General features: G+C 62.0%; 30 protein-coding genes and 1 tRNA gene. 19 read left to right on the top strand and 12 right to left on the bottom strand.

From position 1 onward, the window contains the following. Positions 1–25 precede the first annotated feature (25 nt). Positions 26–502: an Hsp20 family protein gene (locus tag ABNU55_RS05175; RefSeq protein ID WP_290754438.1), complete on the bottom strand. Its 477-nt coding sequence runs from the start codon at positions 500–502 to the stop codon at positions 26–28. A 184-nt stretch (positions 503–686) separates the two neighbouring features. Between ABNU55_RS05175 and ABNU55_RS05170 the strand changes: the two genes are divergently transcribed. From ABNU55_RS05170 to ABNU55_RS05155, 4 genes are all read left to right on the top strand, one after another. Beyond that, positions 687–1,688 carry a methyltransferase domain-containing protein gene (locus ABNU55_RS05170; RefSeq protein ID WP_290754437.1) on the top strand — a complete coding sequence of 334 codons (1,002 nt, stop codon included), beginning with the start codon at positions 687–689 and terminating at the stop codon, positions 1,686–1,688. A 44-nt stretch (positions 1,689–1,732) separates the two neighbouring features. Beyond that, positions 1,733–2,341 carry a TIGR02466 family protein gene (locus tag ABNU55_RS05165; RefSeq protein ID WP_290754436.1) on the top strand — a complete coding sequence of 203 codons (609 nt, stop codon included), beginning with the start codon at positions 1,733–1,735 and terminating at the stop codon, positions 2,339–2,341. A gap of 83 nt (positions 2,342–2,424) precedes the next feature. Further along, on the top strand, positions 2,425–2,955 hold the full coding sequence (ppa, locus tag ABNU55_RS05160; protein ID WP_290754435.1) for an inorganic diphosphatase: 531 nt from the start codon (positions 2,425–2,427) through the stop codon (positions 2,953–2,955). Positions 2,956–2,960: 5 nt separating this feature from the next. Then, positions 2,961–3,584 (top strand): LysE family translocator, encoded by a 624-nt coding sequence (locus tag ABNU55_RS05155; RefSeq protein ID WP_290754434.1) that lies wholly within the window; start codon positions 2,961–2,963, stop codon positions 3,582–3,584. Positions 3,585–3,594: 10 nt separating this feature from the next. On the opposite strand, the gene ABNU55_RS05150 is transcribed toward ABNU55_RS05155, so the two are convergent. After that, positions 3,595–4,218: a carbonic anhydrase gene (locus ABNU55_RS05150; protein WP_290754433.1), complete on the bottom strand. Its 624-nt coding sequence runs from the start codon at positions 4,216–4,218 to the stop codon at positions 3,595–3,597. A gap of 152 nt (positions 4,219–4,370) precedes the next feature. On the opposite strand from ABNU55_RS05150, the gene ABNU55_RS05145 reads away from it, so the two are divergent. Beyond that, the gene (locus tag ABNU55_RS05145) at positions 4,371–4,982 is read left to right on the top strand and encodes a TetR/AcrR family transcriptional regulator C-terminal ligand-binding domain-containing protein (RefSeq protein ID WP_290754432.1); all 612 of its coding nucleotides are present in this window, start codon (positions 4,371–4,373) and stop codon (positions 4,980–4,982) included. A gap of 4 nt (positions 4,983–4,986) precedes the next feature. On the opposite strand, the gene tsaD is transcribed toward ABNU55_RS05145, so the two are convergent. Then, positions 4,987–6,081 carry a tRNA (adenosine(37)-N6)-threonylcarbamoyltransferase complex transferase subunit TsaD gene (gene tsaD, locus ABNU55_RS05140; protein ID WP_348764250.1) on the bottom strand — a complete coding sequence of 365 codons (1,095 nt, stop codon included), beginning with the start codon at positions 6,079–6,081 and terminating at the stop codon, positions 4,987–4,989. A gap of 36 nt (positions 6,082–6,117) precedes the next feature. Then, positions 6,118–7,131, bottom strand: a complete 1,014-nt coding sequence (locus ABNU55_RS05135) for a glycoside hydrolase family 5 protein (RefSeq protein ID WP_290754430.1) — start codon at positions 7,129–7,131, stop codon at positions 6,118–6,120. A gap of 125 nt (positions 7,132–7,256) precedes the next feature. Between ABNU55_RS05135 and hemC the strand changes: the two genes are divergently transcribed. The 5 genes from hemC to ABNU55_RS05110 all read left to right on the top strand — a co-directional run bounded on the left by hemC (position 7,257) and on the right by ABNU55_RS05110 (position 11,820). Further along, positions 7,257–8,219, top strand: a complete 963-nt coding sequence (gene hemC / locus ABNU55_RS05130) for a hydroxymethylbilane synthase (RefSeq protein ID WP_348764249.1) — start codon at positions 7,257–7,259, stop codon at positions 8,217–8,219. Next, complete coding sequence (locus ABNU55_RS05125) at positions 8,212–8,931, top strand: uroporphyrinogen-III synthase (protein ID WP_290754403.1); 720 nt, start codon at positions 8,212–8,214, stop codon at positions 8,929–8,931. Before hemC ends, ABNU55_RS05125 begins: the two co-directional genes overlap by 8 nt. Positions 8,932–8,994: 63 nt before the next feature. Further along, positions 8,995–10,191, top strand: a complete 1,197-nt coding sequence (locus tag ABNU55_RS05120) for a hypothetical protein (RefSeq protein ID WP_290754404.1) — start codon at positions 8,995–8,997, stop codon at positions 10,189–10,191. Between the two features lie 7 nt (positions 10,192–10,198). Then, on the top strand, positions 10,199–11,662 hold the full coding sequence (locus ABNU55_RS05115; protein ID WP_290757311.1) for a heme biosynthesis HemY N-terminal domain-containing protein: 1,464 nt from the start codon (positions 10,199–10,201) through the stop codon (positions 11,660–11,662). A gap of 82 nt (positions 11,663–11,744) precedes the next feature. Beyond that, positions 11,745–11,820, top strand: a tRNA-Thr gene (locus ABNU55_RS05110). 95 nt (positions 11,821–11,915) lie between these two features. On the opposite strand, the gene ABNU55_RS05105 is transcribed toward ABNU55_RS05110, so the two are convergent. Genes ABNU55_RS05105 through ABNU55_RS05095 form a run of 3 tightly spaced genes read right to left on the bottom strand, consistent with a single transcriptional unit; the run spans position 11,916 to position 14,317 of the window. Further along, on the bottom strand, positions 11,916–12,968 hold the full coding sequence (locus tag ABNU55_RS05105; RefSeq protein WP_290754406.1) for a zinc-binding dehydrogenase: 1,053 nt from the start codon (positions 12,966–12,968) through the stop codon (positions 11,916–11,918). Between the two features lie 11 nt (positions 12,969–12,979). Beyond that, complete coding sequence (locus tag ABNU55_RS05100) at positions 12,980–13,765, bottom strand: SDR family oxidoreductase (protein WP_290754407.1); 786 nt, start codon at positions 13,763–13,765, stop codon at positions 12,980–12,982. A gap of 9 nt (positions 13,766–13,774) precedes the next feature. Then, positions 13,775–14,317 (bottom strand): cupin domain-containing protein, encoded by a 543-nt coding sequence (locus ABNU55_RS05095; RefSeq protein ID WP_290754408.1) that lies wholly within the window; start codon positions 14,315–14,317, stop codon positions 13,775–13,777. Positions 14,318–14,451: 134 nt separating this feature from the next. Here ABNU55_RS05095 and ABNU55_RS05090 point away from each other — a divergent pair, with 134 nt between their 5' ends. The 3 genes from ABNU55_RS05090 to ABNU55_RS05080 all read left to right on the top strand — a co-directional run bounded on the left by ABNU55_RS05090 (position 14,452) and on the right by ABNU55_RS05080 (position 17,613). Beyond that, entirely contained in the window at positions 14,452–15,102 is a 651-nt protein-coding gene (locus tag ABNU55_RS05090) for a TetR/AcrR family transcriptional regulator (protein ID WP_290754409.1), read from the top strand. Positions 15,103–15,455: 353 nt separating this feature from the next. Continuing rightward, positions 15,456–16,610 (top strand): DUF4852 domain-containing protein, encoded by a 1,155-nt coding sequence (locus tag ABNU55_RS05085; RefSeq protein ID WP_290754410.1) that lies wholly within the window; start codon positions 15,456–15,458, stop codon positions 16,608–16,610. A gap of 22 nt (positions 16,611–16,632) precedes the next feature. Continuing rightward, complete coding sequence (locus ABNU55_RS05080) at positions 16,633–17,613, top strand: hypothetical protein (protein ID WP_290754411.1); 981 nt, start codon at positions 16,633–16,635, stop codon at positions 17,611–17,613. Between the two features lie 67 nt (positions 17,614–17,680). Here the strand turns inward: ABNU55_RS05080 and thpR are convergent, their stop codons facing one another. From thpR to ABNU55_RS05065, 3 genes are all read right to left on the bottom strand, one after another. Further along, on the bottom strand, positions 17,681–18,220 hold the full coding sequence (gene thpR / locus ABNU55_RS05075) for an RNA 2',3'-cyclic phosphodiesterase (RefSeq protein WP_290754412.1): 540 nt from the start codon (positions 18,218–18,220) through the stop codon (positions 17,681–17,683). Positions 18,221–18,288: 68 nt separating this feature from the next. Next, positions 18,289–18,621, bottom strand: a complete 333-nt coding sequence (locus ABNU55_RS05070; RefSeq protein ID WP_290754413.1) for a DUF2853 family protein — start codon at positions 18,619–18,621, stop codon at positions 18,289–18,291. Positions 18,622–18,719: 98 nt separating this feature from the next. Next, entirely contained in the window at positions 18,720–19,772 is a 1,053-nt protein-coding gene (locus ABNU55_RS05065; protein WP_290754414.1) for an aldo/keto reductase, read from the bottom strand. Positions 19,773–19,916: 144 nt separating this feature from the next. Here ABNU55_RS05065 and ABNU55_RS05060 point away from each other — a divergent pair, with 144 nt between their 5' ends. Beyond that, a complete protein-coding gene (locus tag ABNU55_RS05060; protein ID WP_290754415.1) occupies positions 19,917–20,699 on the top strand; it encodes a Bax inhibitor-1/YccA family protein in 783 nt (260 codons plus the stop codon). Positions 20,700–20,824: 125 nt separating this feature from the next. Then, a complete protein-coding gene (gene mmcB / locus ABNU55_RS05055) occupies positions 20,825–21,280 on the top strand; it encodes a DNA repair putative endonuclease MmcB (RefSeq protein ID WP_290754416.1) in 456 nt (151 codons plus the stop codon). On the opposite strand, the gene ABNU55_RS05050 is transcribed toward mmcB, so the two are convergent. After that, complete coding sequence (locus ABNU55_RS05050; RefSeq protein ID WP_290754417.1) at positions 21,250–21,699, bottom strand: hypothetical protein; 450 nt, start codon at positions 21,697–21,699, stop codon at positions 21,250–21,252. The two genes, mmcB and ABNU55_RS05050, sit on opposite strands and share 31 nt — an antisense overlap. A 61-nt stretch (positions 21,700–21,760) precedes the next feature. On the opposite strand from ABNU55_RS05050, the gene ABNU55_RS05045 reads away from it, so the two are divergent. Continuing rightward, positions 21,761–22,321 carry a hypothetical protein gene (locus tag ABNU55_RS05045; RefSeq protein WP_290754418.1) on the top strand — a complete coding sequence of 187 codons (561 nt, stop codon included), beginning with the start codon at positions 21,761–21,763 and terminating at the stop codon, positions 22,319–22,321. A 15-nt stretch (positions 22,322–22,336) separates the two neighbouring features. Here ABNU55_RS05045 and msrB read toward each other — a convergent pair whose 3' ends face one another. Then, positions 22,337–22,867: a peptide-methionine (R)-S-oxide reductase MsrB gene (gene msrB, locus ABNU55_RS05040; protein ID WP_290754419.1), complete on the bottom strand. Its 531-nt coding sequence runs from the start codon at positions 22,865–22,867 to the stop codon at positions 22,337–22,339. Positions 22,868–23,014: 147 nt separating this feature from the next. Between msrB and ABNU55_RS05035 the strand changes: the two genes are divergently transcribed. The 3 genes from ABNU55_RS05035 to ABNU55_RS05025 all read left to right on the top strand — a co-directional run bounded on the left by ABNU55_RS05035 (position 23,015) and on the right by ABNU55_RS05025 (position 24,354). Beyond that, positions 23,015–23,266 (top strand): DUF2312 domain-containing protein, encoded by a 252-nt coding sequence (locus tag ABNU55_RS05035; RefSeq protein ID WP_348764248.1) that lies wholly within the window; start codon positions 23,015–23,017, stop codon positions 23,264–23,266. Positions 23,267–23,342: 76 nt separating this feature from the next. Next, entirely contained in the window at positions 23,343–23,900 is a 558-nt protein-coding gene (locus ABNU55_RS05030) for a hypothetical protein (protein WP_290753466.1), read from the top strand. Beyond that, positions 23,890–24,354: an ASCH domain-containing protein gene (locus ABNU55_RS05025; protein WP_290753464.1), complete on the top strand. Its 465-nt coding sequence runs from the start codon at positions 23,890–23,892 to the stop codon at positions 24,352–24,354. Before ABNU55_RS05030 ends, ABNU55_RS05025 begins: the two co-directional genes overlap by 11 nt. The last annotated feature ends 3 nt before the right edge of the window (positions 24,355–24,357 follow it).

Here is a 24,357-nt window from a genome sequence, read left to right as displayed (position 1 = left end):
CATTATGTGCGGTCAGCCAGAAACCTTAAGCGGCAGACTGCTTGCCGATCAGTTTCGGCTTGGATTTGGGTTGCGACGAAGAGCCGATCTCGATCTTTCGCGGCTTTTTCGCCTCGGGCAGCTCACGCAGGAGTTCGATGCGCAGCAGGCCGTTCTGCAGGCTCGCACCGGTCACAATGACGTGATCGGCGAGCTGGAAACGGCGCAGGAAACCGCGCTCGGCAATGCCGCGATGAAGATACTGGCGCTCTTCGCCGTCTTCACTGGACGACTTCTTGCCAGCCACAGTCAGCAGGTTTTCATTGGTCTCGATTTCGAGATCGTCTTCGGAAAACCCGGCAACTGCGATCTCAATCGCGAAAGCGTCGTCTGCGACACGCTCAATATTGTAAGGGGGATAGCCCTGTGTCCCGTCCAGGCGGCTGGCTGAATCAATGAGATTGGCCATACGGTCAAAACCGACCATGGTGCGGTACAGGGGGGTCAGATCAATTGTACTCATGACAAACAGTCCTCTCTAAGCAACTGTATCCGGCTATCGCCGGACCATCATATGCGGTTCATCTGTCACTCCGGCCCGTTCGTCGGCACCGGCAGATTACCGGCCCGGACCCGCTTGGCAGCGCCCGGACATGGTGTATTTGGGGAGCAGGACCCTGCGTTCAAGTGAAAAATGGGAGATCAACATGAACCGGATCATCACCACAAGCTTCCTCGCCCTGGCGCTTGCCGCCTGCGGCAGCGGCAATGATGACGCCGCCCCTGCGGGCGAAGAGGCAAGCCCTGCCGCAGAGGCCCCTCAAGCAGAAACGGAGATGGAAACAGCCGAAGCCGATCCTGCCGAAGCGGCTGCGGATGAAGGCTATACGCTGGAGAAATCGATTGAGGGCACCTGGCGCAGCGAGGCTGAACGCGCCCGGGATGACTACCGCAACCCCGCCGAAACGCTGGCCTTCTTCGGGATTGAAGGCGACGACACAGTGATTGAGGTCTGGCCGGGTGGCGGCTGGTACACCAATATTCTCGCCCCATGGCTGAACGCAAATGGCGGCACCTTCATCGCCGCTGTTGTGAGCCCGGAGCGCTCCGACCGCGCGGCTGAAGCGCTTGAGGCCTACCAGTCCAACTATGCGCCCTATACCGACACGTTCGGCGAAATCCAGTACACCTATTACGACTCTGAATCCGGGCCTCTCGGCGAACCGGGCAGCGTCGACGCCGTCCTCACCTTCCGCAACATCCACAACTGGATGTCCGGCGACCATGCCGACAAATTCTTCAAGGACGCCTATGCGGTCCTGAAGCCCGGCGGCGTCCTGGGCGTGGTAGAGCACCGTCTGCCTTCGGCATTGAACCAGGACCCGTCCGCCCAGTCCGGCTATGTCCATCAGGACTATGTCACGCGGCTGGCCGAAGAAGCCGGCTTCAAGCTCGACGCGGCCAGCGAGATCAACGCCAACCCGGCGGACACCGCAGATCACCCCTTCGGGGTCTGGACCCTGCCGCCAGTGTCCCGCACCACGGACAGCGACGGCAACACGCCGGACGGCTTTGACGCGGAAAAGTACCAGGAGATCGGCGAATCCGACCGGATGACGCTTCGCTTCGTCAAACCCGCAAGCGATGACGCACCCGCCGGCGACGAGGATGCAGCGGCCAGCGAAGAGACGCCAGCCGAAACCGAATAAGGTTCTGGGCAGACCAGACGAAACTATCTAGAAGGCGGGCCATCATGACCCGCCTTCTTTTTCCGACACGCCTGTTCGAAACCGCCCTCTCCGACACCGCTCTTCTGGAAGACCTCGAAGAGGCCTGCTGGATGATCGAGGATGGCGACGAAGCCGGCCATCGCTGGTGCGAGGAGAAGGGATATCCCGGCTATACCTCCTATGCCTCGCTGGACGATCTGCCCCGGCGTGCGCCCGCCTTTGCAGAGCTTGAAGGCCAGCTACTGAAACAGGCAGGCCGCGCCGCGGAAGAGCTCGGCTGGGATATCGATGCGAAAGACATCACGCTGGACGCCCTGTGGATCAACATCCTCGGCGAGGGGGGCCACCATCCAGGCCATATCCACCCTGGCAGCGTCCTCTCCGGTACGCTCTATATCGCCGTCCCGGAAGGCGCGGGCGATATCCGGTTCGAAGACCCCCGGCTTGCCCGCATGATGGCGGCCCCGCCCCTGCTCGATACGGTTGAGGAGGACCAGAAGCGCTTCGTCTATGTCGCGCCGAAACCGGGCGAGCTTCTCATGTGGGAAAGCTGGCTGCGCCATGAGGTCATGCCTGGCCGCAGCGAGGAGCCGCGCATCTCGATCAGCTTCAATTTTGGGCACCGCGCCTGATATACGGCAGGTTTGGCTTGACGCCAGAGCCGTCCTTTTGCACTGCAGCACCAAACCCACTTTCCGTCCTTCTGGAGCGACGCATGGATATTTCCAAGATCAGCATAGGCCAAAACGCGCCTGACGATATCAATGTCATCATCGAGGTCCCGCTCGGCGGCGAGCCGATCAAGTATGAGATCGACAAGACGTCCGGCGCCATGTTCGTCGACCGCTATCTCTACACTTCGATGCGCTATCCCTGTAATTACGGCTTTATTCCGCACACGCTGAGCCTGGATGGCGACCCGATCGATGTCATGGTGGTCGGCCAGCGCGCGCTTGTGCCCGGTGCCGTCGTCCGGGCCCGCCCGATCGGCGTCCTGCTCATGGAAGATGATGGCGGCGAAGATGAGAAAATTCTGGCTGTCCCCCACCAGAAGCTGACCCGCTTCTATGAGAAGGTCCACACCTATACCGACCTGCCGGAAACCCTGATCGACCGCACGACCCATTTCTTCCAGCACTATAAGGATCTCGAGCCAAATAAATGGGTGAAGGTCCGCGGCTGGGAAGGCGTTGAGAAAGCCCGCGAACTCATCGTGGAATCCATCGCCCGGGCGAAGTCCAGCTAGACGGCATGGAGTTTTCCGTCTGGCTGGCGCTTGTCGGGCTGTTCTTCGCGGGCGGCCTGACACCCGGCCCTGCCGTCATGCTGGTCGTCTCTTCGTCGCTGCGCTATGGCGTGCGCCCGTCGATGCTTCCAGCGGTCGGCGTGTCGACGGCGAATTTTGTATGGATCGGTCTGGCCGCCGGCGGCGCAGCAGCGATTGCCTCACGGTTTCCGACCGCTTTCCTTGCTCTCAAGCTGGCGGGCCTGATCTTCATCATCTGGCTGGCCGTCGGTCTTGTGCGCGGCGCCTCGCGGGATCTGCGCCTGTCGCGCGAAGCCATGCCGAAACGTGCGGCCCTTTTCGGGCGTGGTTTTGGCCTCCAGCTTGCCAACCCTAATGCGCTGGTCTTTTTCGGGGCTCTTCTGCCGAGCTTTTTCGACGCCGACCGGGCGCTGGTCCCGCAGATCGCAATCATGGTCGCGACCATCACGGTCAGCGAGATGACCGGTCTCTTCGTCTATGCCTTCGCAGCCGACCGCATGGCGCGCAGCTTTGCCGACCCGGCCTTCGCCAAATGGTTCAATATCGGCGCGGCCGCCCTGATGGTTGGCTCCGCCGCCTTTGCCGTCTGGGCGACAAGCCAGCCCTGAACCGCGCGGCCTAGGCTTCGATCAGCTCGAACTTTCCGGTATCGGCGCTGCGCCAGTAAAGCTGGCCGAGCGCGATCGCGAACCAGGCGCCGTGCAGGTGGAGTTTTCCGGCCTTCACCCGCTCTGCGACGAACGGAAACGTCATGAGATTGCGCAAAGATGTATCGACACCGGCGAACTCCAGTGCCGTCTGGAGATCGTCTGGTTTTTCGGCCAGCACCTTGTCGCGCGCCTGGTTCAGAAGCTCCACCCACGGGGCGATGAACTGACCGACCGGTTTGTCATCGGCCGCCGACAGCGACGCCTGCACCCCGCCACAGCCGCCATGGCCCATGATGACGATATGTTCGACTTCCAGAGCGGTGACCGCAAACTCCAGCGCGGCGCTGACACCATGCTGACCGCCGCCAGTTTCATAAGGCGGGACGAGATTGGCGACATTCCGCACCACGAAGAGCTGGCCGGGGGCGGCGTTGAAAATGTCGGAAGGCTCAGCACGGCTGTCAGCGCAGCCGATCAGCATCACATTCGGATTCTGGCCTGCGGCCAGCGTTTCGTAGAGCTGTGCCTGCTCCTTATAGATACCGCGCCTGAAAGAGCGGTAGCCTTCGATCATTTCCTCGGGTGAGCGCATATATAGTCTCTCGATTTTTTCGACTGCGCCCGCAATAGGCACGCAATGTCCACTCGGCAACGCCGAATTGCTCAATCTTTGCTTAAAGACTCAATCCTTTTGAAAACTCTTATATAAGAGATTACACCTGCATTGGGTCCTGGGGATGGGCGATGACTGAAGACAGCTCTGGCAAGAAAACAAAACCCGCGCGGCGACGGCAGGGGCCGCGCCGGAGTGAGGCGTCGCGCCTCGCCATTCTTGAGGCGACACGCGAAGAGCTGGTCCGGTCCGGCTGGCGCAAGTTCAGTGTCGATAGCGTGGCGCGCAATGCCCGCGCCTCCAAGCAGACGATCTATCGCTGGTGGCCAGCCACGGGCAGCATGTGTGTTGAAGCCGCCATCGGTCTTATTCCCTCTGTCACCGCTTCGACCAGCTCGGACACGGCAGCGCGGATCGCCGCCCTGATCCAGCCCTTCGAGACCGGCACCCGCAACGGCAATGCACATGCCGTTCTGCGCGGCGCCCTGATGGCTGCCGGGGATGAAAAGGCCGCAGGTGAAAGCTGGCGCAACTGGATGAAGTCCAATATCCGCGCGCCTTTACGGCTTATCCTGGCAGAGATGGCCGCCAAGCAGACCATTCGCCGCGATTATGACATCGACGAGGCGGTGAACCTTCTGATCTCTCCGGCCTGGCACAATCTCATCGTCATGCGCGCGCCGTTGAAGGATGGCTTCGCCAGGGAACAGGCCGACCGTCTCCTGAAAGCCCTGGCCCCCTGAGCGATCAGGCCTTGGCGCCGCGCTTGCCGCCCCCATAGACCGGATTGGAAAGTGCGCTTGCCTCATCGAGCGGCCAGCGCGGACGCGCAGCAAAACGCATCGCGTCAGGACCGAGGGCGCCAGCGGCAAGATGCTCTGCGCCCGCGAGCGCGATCATCGCTGCATTATCGGTACAATGACGAAGGGGCGGCGCAATAAGACGGGCCCCATGTCCTTCGGCGACATGCTCGAGCGCCTGCCGGATCGCCCCATTCGCCGCAACGCCGCCCGCAACGACAAGGCGTTTGGCCCCTTCAACCTCAAAGAGACCGAGCGCGCGGTCTGCGCGCGCGGACAGGCAATCGGCAATCGCCGTCTGATAGCTGGCGCAAAGATCCGAAACGTCCTGCTGGCTCATCCCGCCCTGTTCGATAATACGGGCGGCCGCCGTCTTGAGACCTGCAAAACTCATATCCAGTCCCGGCCGGTCCATAAGCGGGCGCGGCAGGCGGTAGCGGGCCGGATCACCGCCCTGCGCGGTACGCTCCACGGCCGGGCCACCGGGAAAGCCGAGATCGAGGAGCTTTGCCAGCTTGTCAAACGCCTCACCGGCGGCATCGTCGATCGTTGTGCCAAGACGGCGGTACTGCCCCAGCCCGGTCACCTCGATGAACTGACAGTGTCCGCCTGAGACCAGCAGCAACAGATAGGGAAACGGGCAGTCCTCCGCGAGGCGGGGCGACAGCGCATGGCCTTCAAGGTGGTTGACGGGGATGAAGGGCTTGCCCACCGCGAGCGCAAGCGCCTTTCCGGTCATCATGCCCACCATGACACCGCCGATCAGGCCCGGCCCCGATGTCGCCGCCACCGCGTCCATGTCAGAAAGCTTCAAACCGCTCTCGCCGATGGCCTTTGCCACGACCTGGTCAGCAATGTCGGCATGCGCCCGGGCCGCGATTTCAGGAACGACCCCGCCATAGGGCGCATGATCCTCGACCTGTGAGCGCACGATCTCAGACAGGATTGTCGCGTGGCCATCCTCGAGGCGCAGCACCGCGGCTGCCGTCTCGTCGCAGCTCGTTTCAATTCCAAGAACCGTATGAGAGGTCATGCGCCTCATTTAAGGCCACAGGCCCCGATGCGGAAGGCGGGCGGCTCAGTCCTCCACCAGCGCGGACAGAAGCGAGCGGATCCATGTCTCGCGGTCGATATTGTAGGCCTTGAACGTCGTCGCATAATCCCAGTAGCACCAGCCAAACCCATGCGCCTCGGCCGTCTCGCGCATCGCGCGCGTCCATTTGACCCGCTGGTCGAGCGGCACCTCTTCATAGACGCCGAACTCGCCGAGAAACATTGGATGGCCATGCTCGGCAGCAAACTGCGCGGCGCGCGCCGCCGCCTGGTCGAGATCACGATACTCTTCGTCAGTGCCCCATTCACGCCCCGTCGGTGGCGGCGGGTCCGCAAAGAAGGCCCCCTGATGGGTGAAATCATAGGGCTGGTAGCTATGGAAGGTGAGGATGATGCGGTCATCCTCTGGCGGGTCGCTCTTGAGCAGTGCCGGCAGCGTGCCCCATTGCGCACTTCCGACGATAACCCAGCGGTCCGGATGCCTTTCCCGCACAATATCCAGCAGCGTCTGATTGACCGCATCGGTGCGCGCCACGCTCATCTTGTCGCGCGGTTCGTTGATCAGTTCGAGGATCAGGCTGTCGGGTGCGCCCTCAAAAGCCTCCGCGATCTGCCGCCACATCGCAAACAGGCGCTCATACTGCGCGTCGGGGGCCTCCATCAGGGCGTCGAAATGATGCAGGTCGACAATGATCTTGAGCCCGAGCTCATCCGCCTCCGCCACGATCTCTTTCACCCGGTCGATCAGCGCCGGGTCTATCGTGTAGGGCGCCCGCGTCATGGCATGCGCGCTCCATCGCACCGGAAGGCGTACACTGTCGAAACCGGCATCCTTGATGCGCTGCAGGTCCTCTGCGCGCACCGTATAGCCCCAGTCGCCTTCATTCGACGCCTCCAGCGCGCCGCCCAGATTCATGCAGCGCTGCACCGGGGAGGCCGGAACGCTAACCGGACCCCGCGGCGCGGCCGATGATGTCTCCAGCCCGCAGGCGGCGAGCGGAAAAAGGAGGCTGAGGCAGAACGTCTTTAGCTTCGTCATGGCAATCCCGTCTTGGCGCTATAATGATGATGTGCGCACACATCATGCCAGCCTTGCCAGCCCCTGTCCCTTGTCTCGCACCTGTAGAGCCTTTAGCAGGCAAACACTCAGATTCCGGAGCGAAGATGCCAGTTGTAAAAGCCCCCAAGCTCAAACTCAAAATCGGGACGCGCGGCTCCCCGCTCGCGCTTGTGCAGGCGCGTCAGGTCGGCGCGAACATTGAGCGGCTGAGCAATGGTGAAGTCACCTGCGAAATCGTCACCTTCACCACGGGGGGCGACAAGCTGACCACCGAGCGGCTGATCAATGCGGGCGGCAAGGGCCTCTTCACGCGTGAGATTGACCGGGCCGTGGATGAAGGCCGCTGCGACCTTGCCGTGCACAGCCTCAAGGACGTTCCCGGCGCCTTGCCAGAGGGGCAGGCGCTGCTGGCCTTCCCGAAGCGTGAAGACCCGCGCGACGGCTTCATATCGCTGACTGGTGTCCAGGGCCCGCGCGACCTGCCCGAAGGCGCCACTGTGGGCACCGCCAGCCTGCGCCGCGAATCGCAGACGCTCGCCATGCGTCCGGACCTCAGCATTGTCACCTTCCGCGGCAATGTGCAGACCCGGCTCAAGAAGCTGGAGGACGGCCTCGCCGACGCAACCTATCTCGCCATGTCGGGACTGGAGCGTCTTGAGATGACCCATGTGGCCATCCCTGTCCCGATCACGGACATGATCCCGGCGGCCGGACAGGGCATCATCACCGTGGCGGCGCGTCCCGAAGAGATGGACCGCGACATTGTCGACCTGCTGGTCAGCCTCAATCATGAGGACACGCGCCTTGCCGCCCTGGCAGAACGTGCCTTCCTTGTTGAACTTGACGGCTCCTGCCGCACGGCCATGGGCGGTCACGCCCGGCTTGAGGGAAGCGAATGGAAATTTGACGGCGAGGTCCTGGAGCCCGATGGCTCACGGCGGTGGGCCAAGTCCGGCAGCATCGCCGCTGGCGCCAGCGACGCCCAGCTCGCAGACCTCGGCCGCGGCATCGGCGAGCGTATCCGGGAGTCGGCCGGCGGAGAGCTTCCCGCCTTCGAAGATGACTGACCTCCCCATTATCATCACCCGGACCGAGCCCGGTACGGCGCAGACCGCCGAGGCGCTGAAAGCGCGCGGCCTGAACGCGATCCTCTCCCCCGTCCTGACCCTTGCGCGCAGCGACGCGCCCCTGCCAGCGCTTTCAGGCTTTGGCGGCATCGTCTTTACCAGCGCCAATGGCGTGCGGTTCACAGCTGGCGAAAGCGAGGTACGTGACCTGCCAGCCTGGTGCGTTGGGCCTGCCACGGCGTCCGAGGCGCTTCGCGAAGGCTACAGTCCCGTGCATCAGTCTTCCGGCGACGCAACGGACCTCGCTCACTATATCGCCCACCATTGGCCCGCCGGAGCGCAAAAGCGCCTTCTGCATGTCGCCAATTCGGCCGCGCGGGGCGTCCTGAGAGAGGCGCTGGAAGCTGAAGGCTTTGAGGTCACCTACGTGCCTCTCTATCATGCCCCTGCCGCCCCTGCGCTTTTCCCGGATGCGGCAGCCGCACTTAAGGCAGGCCAGCCCGCCATCGTGCTCATCCATTCATCCAAGGGCGCGCAGGCCTTTCTTCAACTGTGCAAGGGCGTGGACCTCTCGCAGGTCTCGTTCGTTGCAATCTCTCAGCAGGCTGCCCAGCCTGTGCTTGAAGCCGGCCATGAAAGCGTCATCATCGCAGCTCATCCAGATGAGGCCCATCTGCTCGAAGCGCTCGACCAGTTCATCGCTGGACGTTGAGCCGGGCGAAAACAGTCAACGCATCTGGACCGTCCGGGCCAGACGCGACAGGATACAGAAGTCATGAGTGACCAGCAGCCGACCTCTTCCGATCCCATCGACGCCGAATTCGAGCCGGCGGAGACCGAAACCCCTTCTGAGGATGAGACCGCGGCCTCCCGGAAGGCACCGAAAAGCTCAGGCCCCGGCTGGCTCTCGCTGCTCTTCGTCATGCTGGTTGCCTTCGGCGCGCTTGGGCTATCGCTCTGGTCCTCCGGTCTTCTGGAGAAGGGGCTGAAGCCTGATGAAACCTCCACCGGCCTTGCCAGCCTGACCGACCGCCAGTCGGACCTTTCCAACCGGTTCGACCAACTGGAACAGGACATGGGCGCGTTTGGCGCGCGTCTCGACAAGATCGAAGCCCGCCTGGACGAGACCGAAACGGCGATGGCCGAGGCCTCAGGGCCCCAGCCTCAATCGCAACCTGCCCCCTCTTCCGCCGATATCTCTGCCCTGCAGGAACAGATCACCGCCCTCGAAGAACGCGTGTCTGATCAGCAGCCCTCTTCTTCCATTGACCCACAACGCATAGCCGATCTGGAAGCGGCCGTGCAGGCGTCCGGCAATGATGATGAGGGCGCCTCCTCGGCCGAAGTGGCCCAGCTTCGCCAGCAGCTGACGGGCCTTCGCCGGGAGGTCTCACAGCTGAGCTCGGCGCAGTCGACCCTCGGCAATACCATCAATCAGGCAAGCGAGCGCGCCGATAGCGCACGGTCCGACGCGCTGGCCGCCTCCCAGATGGCGTTGGCGATCGCGTCGCTGGAGACCGCCCTCTCACGTGGAGGCTCCATTGAGGACTCGGCCGCGCTGCTGCAATCGCTTCCGTTTTCCAGCAGCGCTGTCGCCACTATTTCCAGTCTTTCCTCGAGCCCTGTCGCCAGCGAGGACAGCCTGCACCAGCGCTTCCTGGACCTGCGCGAGACCGCCCTCGACCGTGACAGCGCAGCGGCCGGCGAGCCGGGCTGGGTAAACTCTCTTTTCGGCGACTATGTCTCGGTCCGCCGGGGCAGCGCCGAGAGCGAAACCGCTGACCGCCTCGCAACAGCCACCGCCGCGCTCGACTCCGGGGACCTCAAGTCCGCCCTTGGCGCTGTCGAAGAGCTGCCAGACCCCAGCCGCGCAGTCTATGAGAGCTGGATCAGCGATGCCCGTCAGCGTATCCAGCTGAGTAGCGCCGTGAACGCCTTGCGCCTCGAATTCATCGAACAAACACCTAGATAAGACCTCCATGATCGTCCTATTTCTCGTCATCTGTCTCATTGTCCTTGCAGGCGCCGGTGTGCTCTGGGCCTCGCAGCTCTCTGGCAATGTCGTGATCACGCTCGGACCGGACACGATCAGCGTGGAGCTTGTCGTCGCCATTCTGGGCGTCATCCTGCTCGGCGCCATCATGGCGCTTGTCTGGGCCGGTCTGGCTGGACTTATCAAACTGCCCAAGCGCTTTTCACGCGCCCGGCGCAATTCCCGTACGCAGAAGGCCAACCGTTCGCTCGCTGACGGTCTTCTGGCGGCAGAGGCTGGCGATGTGGGCGCGGCACGCAAATATGCCAGCCGCGCCGCCCAGCATGCAGAAGATGAGCGCCTCAAACTCCTGCTTGAAGCTCGCACGGCCGAGATCACCCATGACTGGTCGGGCGCAGAGCGGGCCTGGGGCCAGCTGGCCCGCCTGCCCGGCGGACAGCTCGCGGGTCTTCGCGGCGCCGCCAGCGCCGCCAGCGAACGCGGCGATACCACCGTGGCCGAAACGCGGGCCCGCGAAGCGCTGCAACTGAAAAGCGATGCCGACTGGCCGTTCAATGCCCTCTTCGACAGCCAGATTGCGCGCGGTCACTGGAACGAGGCGCTTGAGACGCTGAGCCTTGGTGAGAAACGCAGCCTCATCTCAGGCGACAACCTGCGCCGCCGGCGCGCCGTGCTCTACACCGCGCAGGCCGCCAGCATGCCCAATGCAGAACGGCGCGAGGCGCAGAAGCTCCTCGCGGATGCCCTGCGCGCTGCCCCCACCTTTCCACCTGCCGCCTATCATGGCGCGCGCCAGCTCAAGATGGACGGCAAGATAAAGGCCGCCCAGGGCGTGCTAGAACTTGGCTGGAAGGCCAATCCGCATCCGGCGCTGGCGCATCTCTGCCGCCGTCTGGATGCCGACGATACGCCCAAGGCGCAGGTTACCCGCCTAAAGGCGCTCATCAGCACCAATCCCGATGCCCGCGAAAGCCGGATCCTCAAGGCCGAGATTGCCATGGCGGAGCGCAACTGGATCGACGCGATCCGTGAGCTTGCCATGCTGGTCGAGGAACGCCCGACAGCCCGGCTCTGCCTTCTCCTCGAACAGGCCCTTCGCGGCTATGGCGACAGTGGCGAGGCCGATCGCTGGGGACGGATGGCGATCACTGCCTCACGGGAGGCCGAGTGGTCTGACATCGACCCGAACGGCCACGCCTTCGACTATTCGCGGCGTGACTGGGCCCGTCTTGTCTATGCATTCGGCGATGCCGGGACGCTGATTCATCCGCGCTACGAATCCTATGGCCGGGAACTGGAAGCGGGCCGGCACATCGCCCTGCCCGCCCCGCTCGCCGGTGTGCGGCCCGATGCGCCAACCGGCCAGAAGGCCCTGCCCGCCGCCAGCGGTCCGCCCTCTCCAGTCACCCAGCCGCCCGTCGATTACGTCCGTGAAGGCGGCGACGACTAAGCACCGCCGGAGCTGGCTTTTTCTGACATGCCCGCTTGCCCGCGCGCCCGCTTGACGGTATGGAGGCGCCTTCCATCAGGTAGCCGCCTTAGCTCAGCTGGTAGAGCATCGCATTCGTAATGCGGGGGTCAGGTGTTCAAGTCACCTAGGCGGCACCATTTCCTTCCAGTTCGCCACGCGAAAAATCGATCCAGAGTATCGATTTCAGGAAAGAAATGCCTTCCTCCATGAGGACCGACAGGTAAGCAGCCTCTCAGCGCCCCGGTTCGATCAGAATTTTGATCTCATGCGGGTGTTTCGCGAGCGCATCGAAAGCGGCTTCTGTTTCCTCAAGCGGTCTGCGGCTCGTAATCAGCCTTGAAACCAGCTCTCCGTGTTCACCGATCATCGACAGGGCTTCCCTGAACTCTTCGGGCCGGTAGGCAAAACTGAACTCCAGCGACAGTTCGCGGACAATAGCCTCGAGGGGCGTGATCGCCTCTTGATGAGGGCAGACGCCCGCAACAATGATATGGCTGTGCGGCATGGCGGAATTGACCACCTCGCCGAGGACCCCCGGCACGCCTGTACACTCAAAGATATTGGCGCCCGGCGGCAGACCGCGAAACTCCCGTGCCAGAAGGGGCGACATCGCAGACGGCGAGAAACCGGCCCGATCCCATTGGGCAAACGGGCTCTCGCTTGCTGGATCGACCACAATGTCGGCACCAATAGCTTCGGCCGCGTCCCGTCGCTCTGCAGAGAAATCGGCAGCGATGACCGGGCCCCGCCCATCGAGTTTCAGCGACAGAATGACCGCCAGCCCCACCGGCCCACACCCGACGACGAGATTGGGGCCTGGCTGCCGGTTTGCGAGCCGCGAGGCGTGCAGTCCGACAGAAAGCGGCTCGGTCAATGCGGCAAGGTCTGGCGGCACGGCCGCCGGCACCTTGAAAGTGCGTATCGCATCAACACAGCTCAGCGTTGCCAGTCCGCCGTGATGGCCAGGTGAGAGACCAATCGTCTGAGGGCCTTCATGATCATGGGTGAAGGGGAGCGCCGTGACGATATCGCCGGGCGTCAGTGCACTCCCATTCGTATTGGGGACGTCTACCACTTCAGCGCTGAATTCATGCCCGGGCACTATGACCGGTAACGCCGCTTCCCCGGCTTCGTCCGCGCCTGCCGCCATCTGCTTGCGAAGCGAAAGGTCGCTGCCGCAGATACCGGTAAAAAGCGGGCGCACCAGGATCTGGCCTTCGCGCGGCACCGGGTCCGGCAGGGTCTCCACCACAATCCGGCCCCCTTTCAGACATGCAGCTTTCATCGATCTGCTCTCTATCCTTTCGGAAGGTCCGCGAAGCGGGAAATGTCCGGCTGGCCCGTACAGGCCGTGGTGCCGCCATCGGCCACCATGATTGTGCCCGTGACATAGGAGGCTGCTGGCGAGGCGAGGAAGGCAACCACCTCGGCCATCTCTTCCGGCTGGGCGGCCCGGCCCATGGGGATACGGGACAGCCAGTCTTCGCGAAGCCCCGGTATCTGATTGAGGTCAGACGTGATCGGCGTGTCGACCAGACCGGGACAGAGAGCGTTCACCCTGATGCCCGCACCGGCATGGTCCATGGCCAGCGCCCGGGTATAGTTGATGACAGCCCCCTTGGCCGCATTATAGGCGGCAAACCGGTAATCGCCGCCAAGTCCGGAGATTGATGCTGTATTCACGATAGCACTGCCTGATGGCATGTGCGGGATCGCGGCCTTGCAGGCATAGAAGACACTGTGCAGGTCAATCGCGATGACGCGCTCCCACTGGGCGGCATCCATCTCCACGCTGTTGCCATAGCTGCCGACACCGGCATTGTTGAACAGGATATCGACCCGGCCATATTTGTCGGTCGCTGTCTTGATCAGCGTTTCGACATCGGACTGCCTGGAGACATCGCCCGCCGAAATCAGTGCCCCCTCAAAATCAGCCGCAAGCGATGTGAGACCCGCTTCATTAAGGTCACCCAGCACCAGGCTGGCGCCCTCTTTCCCCATGAGACGCGCCGTGGCCGCACCAATTCCCGAAGCGGCGCCGGTGATGACGGCCACCTTGCCTTCAAACCTGTGACTGGACATGGCGTGCGCTCAGCTCATCTTCTGGCTTGGCGGTGTTTCATTGGCCCAGTCGCCGCGGCGTTCTGCGGCCCTGCCGGCAATCTTGCCCCACATCGAGGCCGATTTGGCGAGGAATTTAATGTCGAAATTCTCTTCTCCGCGGAACTCGAGGACTTCGACACCTTCAGGGCCGGGCGTATAGCGGTATGCCTTGTCGGCCTCCACAAAGAACCCGTCGCCCGCCCTCAACTCTTCGGTTCCAAGCTGCAGGCTGCCAGCGACGACATAATAGAGGCAGTCGACATTATGCGTGTGCAGCGGCAGCGGAAATCCGCTTTTGAACCAGGCATAGGTCAGGCTGAAACCGGGTTTTGAGAACAGCGTCTTGACGATGTTGCCTTCGTTCGCGCCGGCCTCACTGGCGGCCATGATCCCGGCCTCTATTTCCGGGGTCACGTCGCGATATTCCATATGCCCCGCTTCATCGAGAATGGGGGCGGTTTCGGTCCGGAAGATCTCAAATCCCCCGGCCGCCTCAGTGGTCTGCGCTTCTTGAACAGCCGTATTGCTCATGGTGTTTCCTCCTGGGTTTCGGCCCGTCTTCGCGGGCCTTGTGAGAGTCAGGCTACGCTCATTTGCTTTATAGTCAATATTGACTATTTATTGGCAGTCGCCACGCTATGGCGAATCGCGGAAAGCTGGGATTGATGACAGACTCTGGAGATCGCCAGGACGCTGACGCGCGCACAGCGCCGCGACGGAACAGGCGCGGCGAACGCACGCGCAAAACGCTTCTCGATGCGACGGTCAAAAGCCTCCATCAGAGAGGGTACGGCGGGACCACTGTCGAAGCAGTGATGAACGATACAGGGATAAGCCGCGGCTCTGTCCTCAATCAGTTTCCCACCCGTCTGGATCTGATTATCGCCGCTGCCGAGCATGGCATGAGCGAGATGATAGGCCATACAAGCGGCGAGCTTGAGACCTATGATGACGCGGCTGCCTGCTATCGCGCCTTTTGCGACATCACCTGGCGCAGCTACCAACTGCCAGCTGCCTCGGCGGTCACGGAAACCCTGCTGGCGGCACGCTGGGACAAGGAGCTGGCCGCCGCCTTCCGGCCCATTGCCGAGCGGGTGGAGACTGAGATCGACGGTCTCGTCGCCCGCATCGCAACACAGTCGGGGATCGCGGACATTGATGGCTCAATCGTGCATGCCCGCATCCTGATCCTTAGCCTGCGCGGCATTACGCTGGAGCTCGCCTATGACCCTGGCCGCCCCCTCATCCTTCGCGCGCTGGAGCGGATACGTGCTGAACACGCCGCCCATTGCGACACGGTGCTACCGGTCGGCTAGGCCGTTCGTGTCGCCGTCAGTAACAGAAGGTTCGTTCGCCGCCCGCGATCCCGTAGATGTCGCAACAGGGTAGGCAAATTTTCGCCCCTTATTGCTTGGGCTTCACATTACATTCATGTTACCTGAACAAGTGTTGCTGGGACACTTGGGCTATTCGGGGGAATCTGCAGTGCGCAATACAGAGGGCGGGGGCGCCGGCTCTGACCGAAAACTCTATTTTACGCGCCCCGCACAAAATGCCTGCAGGGTGGACTGCCCAAGACCGATTTTATTGGCGCTGAGCCGGATTCCCGCGACATGCGGAAGGCTCTGCCAGCTCTTCTCCAATTCCATCAAACAGGGAGCAACCTCGCATGCTTGAGAACAAAGCAAAAACACCCTCATGGCTACGGAAAGGGCTTGTCGCGATCCTGCTGACAATCAGCTCTGCCATGGCTTTTTCAGCGCCGGCAAGCGCCAAGGAATTCACCTATGAGAACCTGCTTTATCCATGGATGAAGCTCGATGCCTATTTCGATTACGACGCCTATGTCGATTGCTACATGCGCGAATACCGCAACGATGTCTGGCAACGCTCGCGCGAAGACGAATTCATCAAGGACGAAAAGCGCACCGAGACGATCGACCTGATGAAGGACCGGGTCGGAGAGGCTAATCTGGAAGACGTCTTCACCCTCCGCACAAAAAAGGAATTCGGGGAGTACGACTTCGAGGAAGGCGTCTTCACGTTCAATCCTGTCTCCAAGACCGCCTATTTCTACGAATCCAATGGGAGCATCTGCAGCTTTCCCCAAAACCTGAAAGTCAAATTCTCGAATGCCGACATCATGGAAGGCATCGAAATGGCGAAGGATGAGGCACAGGCTTTCCTGACCTCCCGCAAGCGCGGCAGCAGTGTTGACCGGTCTGTCACGATGGAAATCGACTTCGTCCTGACCGCGCGAGACGGTGAAATGCTCGTCGCCAATATTACCGAGGCACGGGTCCTGAATATCGGACAATACAGGGACTATGACGGCGCCGTCCTCGAGACCTATGAAGGCTCAGCGCCCGCCGCCGCCCCGGCTGTCGCGGCCAGCCCGCAATCGCTCTCGCTCTTTGGCTTTGTCCCGGGCGGATCGCTGCAGACCCTGCGTGATGAGCTGCCGCGCGGTAGCCTGTCGTGCAGCCCGGCGGGAGACGAGTGCGAGGTCCACCTGAAAACCGGCCAGACGCTGGTCGCCAAGCTCGACAGCAGCGACACAATCACCGTCCTTGAGCACCGCGTGAAGCTCGGTAACCAGCAGGTCTCAGAGACTGTTGATGAGCTGAAGGCCACCTATGGCTCGCCGACCAGCGACAAAAATCAGGCGCCGAAGGCGGGCGGATTCAGCACCTTTGGCCAGGTCCCGGCCCAGCCGGGACAACGAACGCTGATATGGCCGTCCGAGGACTATGAGCTCAAGGCTGTCATCTTCTATGGCGCCGGCGATCCGACCGAAGTCGTCACCACCATCCGGCCACGCTAGGACTTTGAGGGGAGCAGACACAATGAAAACCTATCTTACAGCGGCGCTCGCCGCCCTCGCCCTGGTCGCCCTGCCTGCCTGTTCCGGCGGGGACGGAAATTCAGGCGCTGGCAAATCTGCCGCAAGCAAACTCGCCAAGCTCGAGCCCGCCGAAGCCCGGCAGAAGCTGATGGAAAGCGGCTACCCGATAAACCAGAGCGGATTTCGCCAAGCGGTCGACTATCTCGATGCTGACGCCGTTGGACTGTTCATCGCGGCGGGTTTCGATACCAATGCCATGGCGGACGCGCTGAGCTGGCCGGTGGAGGGCACGCAGCGCTATCACAATCCAAAATTTCCGGCGCAACTCGAGACCAGCTACACCGACCCGTCCTACCGGACGATCCTCGCAACCATGTTCGAGAACGGGCTGACACCAAACGAACCCATCTTCTCGATTGGCGCGAGCAAATTTGCCTCGCGGTACACATCCAGCGTCTTTGCCGAGGCCCTGCGCATCGGCGATGACGATTTCATCAGCTTCCTTCGCACGTTCGAGTCCGACTGGGATACCAGACCGGGCTGCTATCAGCACAATCCAAGATGCCGCAATACCGGAACGATGTCTGGATGGCTGTTCTATGCGCCGGTCCGGACCGAAGTCTGGTCGCTGGAGGCCGCGTTCGATGCCTATGAACGGCTCAAGGCGCTCGGTATTGCGCAGCCGGCTGCGGGCGAGGACTCCGATCCTTACCTGATGGCCGTGATCGCCTATCGCAAACACCTGTGGTCTCGCGATAACGCGGACGTCGATGCCCTCTGGCAGGCGGCCGGGAGCCCGCGCCCCGTCCTGCCCTATGGCACCAGCATTGAAGAGGCAGCCCGCAAAGCCGACCCTGACAAGGTCATGTTCACAGCCACAGGAAGTCAGGGTGCATACCTTGTCGACAAGGTCTTCCCCTGCATCGCCGACAATGGCGGCGACTACTATGCCTGCCTGGAAAGCCCACCTGAAGAGGACTAGCCGAAGGTCCCCTGTGCAATGAGAAGCCCTGGCAGCGCTCCTGCCGGGGCTTTTTCATACGGCCCACTCACAGCCCCAGCGGATAGTCCGCGACCGGCTCATAGACGCTTTTCTTGCCCTCGCGCGCGATGCTCTCATAGAGATGGAAGCGGTCAGCGGTCCATGGGCCTGCGCGCAGCACCTGCCAGCGCTCCGACCAGGCCATGGCATCCTCCAGCATCGTCCCATTGAGATAGGCCAGTGTCACATGCGGCTTGAACGGCTTCGGGTCAGGCTTCACGCCGATCCGCTCGGCTGCCTTGCGGCAGTCACGGGCCAGCGCATCAAGCGGCGCCGAGCGTTTGACGGTCGCAAAGACCAGCGATGGCTCCTTGCGGCCAAACCAGCCAACGCCTTCGATCTCCATGTCGAATTGCGGCGCTGCGATCTTGCCGATCTCTGCGTCCAGCTCTTCGGCGACGATCTCGCTGACCTCTCCGAAGAAGCCGAGCGTGACATGGAAATGACCCCGCTCGCGCCACCGCGCGCCATTAAGCCCGGTCTGGAGCGGCTCCAGACGGTCGATAATGTCTTCCGGGACGGGCAGACCAGCAAATAGACGGATCATGCCGTCAGAGGACAGGCAAACGCCCCGGCCATCAAGGCCGGGGCTTCAGTTTTGGCTGACTGGCGGCTTTAACCCGCCAGATCGTCCAGCCTGCCGAAATGCTCGGCCAGAAGATAATAGAAGGTCACGCGCGACTTGTTGGCGCCTTCCGGCTTCATCTTCTCGCAGATCTTGCCGATAGCGGCATCGATCTCGGCATTCTTTTCCTTCAGGCTCAGCTTCTTGCGGCAGAACTTGTCGCGCACGCGCGCAAGCTCGTTCTCATCCGAACACGAGACCAGCGAGGAGTCCCGGTGGCGCAGTGCGATCCCGAGATGACCGACGATCTTCTCGGCCGCCTTCTGGTTGTATCCCTTTGCATATTTCCTGATATTTTCAGCATATGCCGATGCGTCGGCCATATGTCGTCCCCCTCAATGTGAATGTGCGTCCGAACTGTCTCCCCTGACAGGAGAATTATGCTGCCGCCACACCGAGAGAAAGTCAAACGCGGCGGGCCTTATGGACACGGGGAAGGCTGGGCGAGGTGGAGCGCGTTCACCCGGTCCTCTATCTCCTCACTCCACGCCATCGCGAACGCATCGATACAGGTCTTCAGCTGGTCCATGCTTGTCGCACCGATAATGGTCGACCCCATGAAGGGGCGCGTGTCGCAGAAGCGGATGGCAAGCTGGGCGGGATCGGCGCCGATTTCGTCGGCCAGATCGAGATAGGAATTGATCGCCGCCTCGGCTTTGGGGGTCTCATAGCGCTGCAGCCGGTTGAAGAGCTTCTTTCGCGAGCCTTCAGGCAACGCGCCGCCGCGATACTTGCCTGTCAGATAACCCTGCGCCAGCGGGGAATAGGCCAGCAGGCTCACCTTTTCGCGCACACAGCATTCCTCCAGCTCGCCCTCAAAGGTCCGGTTGACAAGGCTGTAGGCATTCTGGATCGACTGCATGCGCGGCAATCCCCTGGCCTCACTGGCTGAGAGGAATTTCATCACGCCATATGACGTCTCGTTCGAGACCCCGATGTGACGTATGCGCCCGGCCTCCACATGGCGCTGCAGGTGCCCGAGGATATCCTCGAAAGGCTCGAAATCCACCTCATAGTGATGCGGCTTCAGAGAGCTTCCGAAGATCGCCGCGGGCCGGTCCGGCCAGTGCAGCTGATAGAGGTCGATATAGTCGGTCTGCAGGCGCTTCAGGCTCTTTTCCACTGCTTCATCGACCTGCTCGCGGGTCTGGCGGGTCAGTTCGACATCGCCGTCGCGGGTCCAGGTCTGATTGGAGCGGCCGCACATCTTGGTCGCCAGGACGATATCCTTGCGCTTGCCTGTCTTCTGAAACCAGGTTCCGATGATTTCCTCGGTCCGCCCCTGCGTTTCCGGCCGGGGCGGCACCGCATACATCTCAGCGGTGTCGAAGAAATTGATGCCGCGCGAGACGGCATAATCCATCTGCTCATGACCCTCGGCTTCGGTGTTCTGTTCGCCCCATGTCATCGTCCCCAGACAGCAGGCGGAAACCTCGATATCAGTGTTGCCAAGCGGGCGCCGCGTATCATGCATAGTTTTATCCTATTTTTCCGATTGCGAGATACAATCAAAGCAGATCGCGCACTGGCAACCTGTTTTCCTTGAAGTGGGGGGCCTCTTCCCACATATTATTGCTAATCGGCATGACTTTATGCCGGCCTTTCGAAAGAGGGATAAATGAACGACTTCAACCAATCTATTGCCCGCGGCCGGACAATGGATGCGAGCATTGACCAGGGCCTTCGCACCTTCATGCTCGGCGTTTACCAGAAACTGACGCTGGGCATCGCGCTGTCCGGCGTGCTGGCCTTCCTGGCTGGCACGTGGGATCCGCTGACCGCCCTGATCTTTGGCACGCCGCTCTATTATGTCGTCGCCTTCGCCCCGATCGCGCTGATCTTCGGCTCGATGTTCTTCATGAAGAACCCCTCGCCGACGGGGTCCGCGATCCTCTACTGGGCGATCGTGACCTTTATCGGTCTTGGCCTCGGCGTCTACTTCTACATGGCGGACGCGAACATCTCGACCCAGACGGCTGGCGGTATCTCGCAATCGCTCAACTATATGACGATTGCCAAAGCCTTCATGATCACAGCCTCCGCCTTTGGTGCGCTGACACTCTGGGGCTACACGACCAAACGTGACCTCTCCGCCATTGGCAGCTTTGCCATCATGGCGATCTGGGCCCTGTTCGCGGTCTCCGTGATCTACATGTTCCTCCCGATGCTTGGCATCATGGAGCCGTCTTCCGGCATGGAATGGCTGATCTCGGGTGGCTTCGCGCTGCTCTCGGCTGTCCTCGTCGCCTGGCAGACGCAGGAACTGAAAGAAGGCTATTACCAGCTGTCCCATGATGGCCGCAGCCTGGCTGTGATGACAAACTGGGGCGCGCTGAACTTCTTCATCATGTTCGTGAACATGTTCCGCTTCGTGCTGATGCTTCTGGCATCGCGCGAATAGGACTGCGCTCTAACGCACCCGAATATGAAGCCCCGGAGCAGCCGCTTCGGGGCTTTTTCTTGACTCCCGCTCCTGCCTGGTATGATCTTGGAACAGATCATGAACCATGTGGAGGCGGAGGCGGCATGGCCTATGACCCTCATAACCCTTGCGCGAGCGATATCTGCCGCGGCGTCCTGCGCCTTCTCGGCGACATGAACCTGGCCGGCATTACCGAAATGACACTCGCCAATGGACGGCGCGCCGACATCGCCGCAGTCGGTCCGAAGGGCGAGATCACAATTGTCGAGATCAAGAGCTCCGTCGCCGACTTTCGCTCTGATGGCAAATGGCCCGACTACCGGCCCTTCTGCGACCGCTTCTATTTCGCCGTCAGCCACGGCTTTCCCAAGGACCTTATCCCGGACGAGACCGGCCTCATCGTTGCGGACGGGTTTGGCGGCGCCATATTGCGCCAGCCGGACACGACACCGCTCGCGCCGGCCCGCCGCAAGGCGATGACGCTGCGTTTTGCCCGCCTTGCCGCCTATCGCTCGGCCCAGGCCGCCTATCAGCCATATGCGCCCGAAGCGGCGAGATAGATTGTCAATGCGGCCACCAGGAAGGCAAGCAGGGTTGCATTGCGCGTCGCAGCCGCGACCGCCTCTTGCGCCGCAGCCTCCCCGGTTTCAGCGCGGCGGCTCCGGCGCATCTGGCGCCACACATAAAGCGTCTGGTGCACACAGACCAGAAAGGCGAGCGGCGCGGCCAGCCAGCTCGCCGCCGTCAGGGCGCAGCCGGTCAGGAAGATCAACGCCCCTCCAAAGCCAATCCAGAGATTGCGGGGCCGGTCCTCATCAATATCCTCCGTGGCCGCCTCTCCTTCGCCTGTCAGCGCGTCCAGTTCATCGGCCATCCTGGCGATCTGATGCAGCCGCCAGGTCTGATGCAGCAGATAGGCGCCGCCGCCAATCCAGAGCAGCCCCATCGCCCGCAAGGTCCAGACAAGTAGTGTTTCCATACGTCCTACGGTGTGGTTCGCGGCGCGCACTTGCAAGTGACGCTGGACGCCCGGGCGCAGAATGCCTAGCTCAGACGCCATGAGCCTTGGCTACCCCCTCGCCACCACTGGAGAAGATGCCCTTAAGGGTATCGCAGAGGCCGCGCGCACACGGTACGAGGCCGAAGCGCTGGCTGGTGAAACGCGCGTCCTGTCGCTTGAGACCGAGTGGCTGAAGCCCGAAGGCGAAGATGTCGCCGCCCTTCAGAAACAGGCCGAGTCAGGTGAGGCAAAGGGCTTCATTCAGGTCTATGAGGATGCTGACGGAAAGCCGGTCCTGGCCGTCACCTACTGGAAGCTCGAGGGCGCGCCTTCCCCAAAAGCCCCGCAGGCGCCGGCGCCGGAAGAGGTGCAGCCTTCAAGGCCTGAAAAGAAGAAGGCGCCCTCAGAAGAGGATCACACGGACGACCTTTATTTCCGCCATGCCCGCGCCAAGCGGAAGCCGAAGAACAAACAGTCAGATCCGCGCCAGATGGACCTTTTCATCAGCCCGGATCCGCGCGGGTATGAACACAAGGATCCCAACAATCCGAATACGATGCTCACTGACGAGGAAGGCGACGGGACCACATTCGGCGGCTAGTTCCGGTCAGCCTCGTCAGGCACTGGCCGGCGCAAAAGTCAGCGCGACACCATTATTGCAATAGCGAAGCCCTGTCGGCTCGGGGCCATCCTCAAAGACGTGGCCCTGATGGCCGAGGCACCGCGCACAATGGTATTCGGTGCGCGTGAAGAACAGCTTCCTGTCTTCTTTGAAGCCGAGGCTGCCGTCGATATAGTCCCAGAAACTCGGCCAGCCCGTCCCGCTTTCATACTTCCATTCAGACCTGAAGAGCGGCAGGTCGCAGCCCTTGCAGTTGAAAGTCCCTTCGCGCTTTTCCTCATTGAGCGGCGAGGTGCCCGCGCGCTCTGTGTCTTCCTTGCGCAGGACGTTGAAGGCATCTGTGGACAGCCTTTCGCGCCATTCTGCCTCCGTGAGGCTGCGCCAGTCTGTGTCGGCATATTGCGCCTCGGACGCACTCTGGCTTTCTGCATTGCTGCGCGAATTGGTGCACGCGGCGATGAGGCCGCCGGCCACGCTTCCAAGCAGCAGCCTGCGACGGGAAAATCTGGTCTTCGTCTGTGTCATACACCCAATATGGTCGCCGCACGCTTTACGGCGACTCACAAATGCGTGTGGAAATGACGCGCGCAAGTCTGCAGCGAAGGGTCGCCATTAACCCATTCTGCCGATAGAAGACCGCCTTTGGATCACATCAATTCGCGGGAGCGGGCCATGGATGACGGAAAGCTGACAGATGCAGCGCGCGAGAAACTGCGCCTGACGGTCGAGCGGATCGAACGCCTCGAAGAGGAAAAGAAAGAGGTCGCCGACCAGATCAAGGACGTCTACGCCGAGGCCAAGGCCATGGGCTATGACACCAAGGCGCTGCGTCAGGTCGTGCGTCTGCGCAAGCAGGACCGTCAGGAACGCGAAGAGCAGGAAGCCGTCCTCGAAACCTATCTTATTGCCCTCGGCGAGGCCTAGATCTTTGCAGCCCGGCCGGACCCCATCCGGCGGTATTTGGCGTTTGGCGGGAACGGGCCTATTCTCCCGTCCAGCCATGTCACGTGAGATCGACGAAAGAAAAAAGCGCAAGGCGCTTCGCAAGCTGCGCAAGGCCGCAGAGCTCGCTGAGCGAGGCGAGGGTCCGCCCCTGTCCGACTGGGAGCGCGAATTCCTTGAAGAGGTCGAACAGCGCATAGAGACCTATGGCTCGGCCTTTGCCGACCCCGAAAAAGGCAATCTTGAAGACCCGATGTCCGCGCTCCAGACCCAGAAGCTGAAAGAGATCGGCAAGAAGGCGCGCGGCAAGGATACGGGCTTCAAGACCCGCAAACCCCTCGGCTGGAAGAGGAAGCAGGATTTTACCCCCCGCGTGCGCCAGATCGATGAGGATGTGGCCGAGACGGAGGCCCCTGCGCCCAGGTCTGAGCCTGCGCCTGCGCGCACGCCTTTCGGCGTGATCCGTGGCAGCGAGCTTGGCGATCAGACTTCAGAAACGCCTATCACCGCTGCGCACGCGAAAAAGCCTGCCAGATCATCGCAGCCGGCAGAACCGAAGACCCCGCAAAAGCGCCCGGCCTTCCGTGTCATAAAAGGCGGCAAGGATGACGCTTGAACAGCAGGCGGCGTGGGACCGCTTCCAGGCTGAGACCGCAGATGCGCGCCAGCCCTATGATATCTTTGCCTTTGGCGACGGGCCGGCACTTGCCGATGAGCTTCTGGCGCTCGTCCTTTCCGGCACGAAGCAGGCAACGGCGGCGCGGCTTAATCTCTACAAGACAATGGGTATGCGCCCGCCAGCGCCCGGCGACCTGTCCCTTGTCCTGGACGGCCGCGGCCGGCCCGCCTGCGTGATCGAGACGACGCGGGTCGAAATTGCTCCCTTCAACACCGCTCCCGAGGATTTTGCCTGGGCCGAAGGAGAAGGTGACCGCTCCCTTGAGCACTGGCAGGCCGCCCACCTCTCCTATTTCCATCGCGAATGCGCGCGCGAGGGGAGTTTCTTTTCCGAAGATGAGCCCATCGTCTTTGAGCGCTTCCGGCTTATCTGGACTCCTGGAACGCAATAGCGG

The sequence above is a fragment of the uncultured Henriciella sp. genome, from assembly GCF_964005855.1.
Taxonomy (GTDB): Bacteria; Pseudomonadota; Alphaproteobacteria; order Caulobacterales; family Hyphomonadaceae; genus Henriciella.
This window is presented reverse-complemented; position numbering and strand designations above follow the sequence as displayed.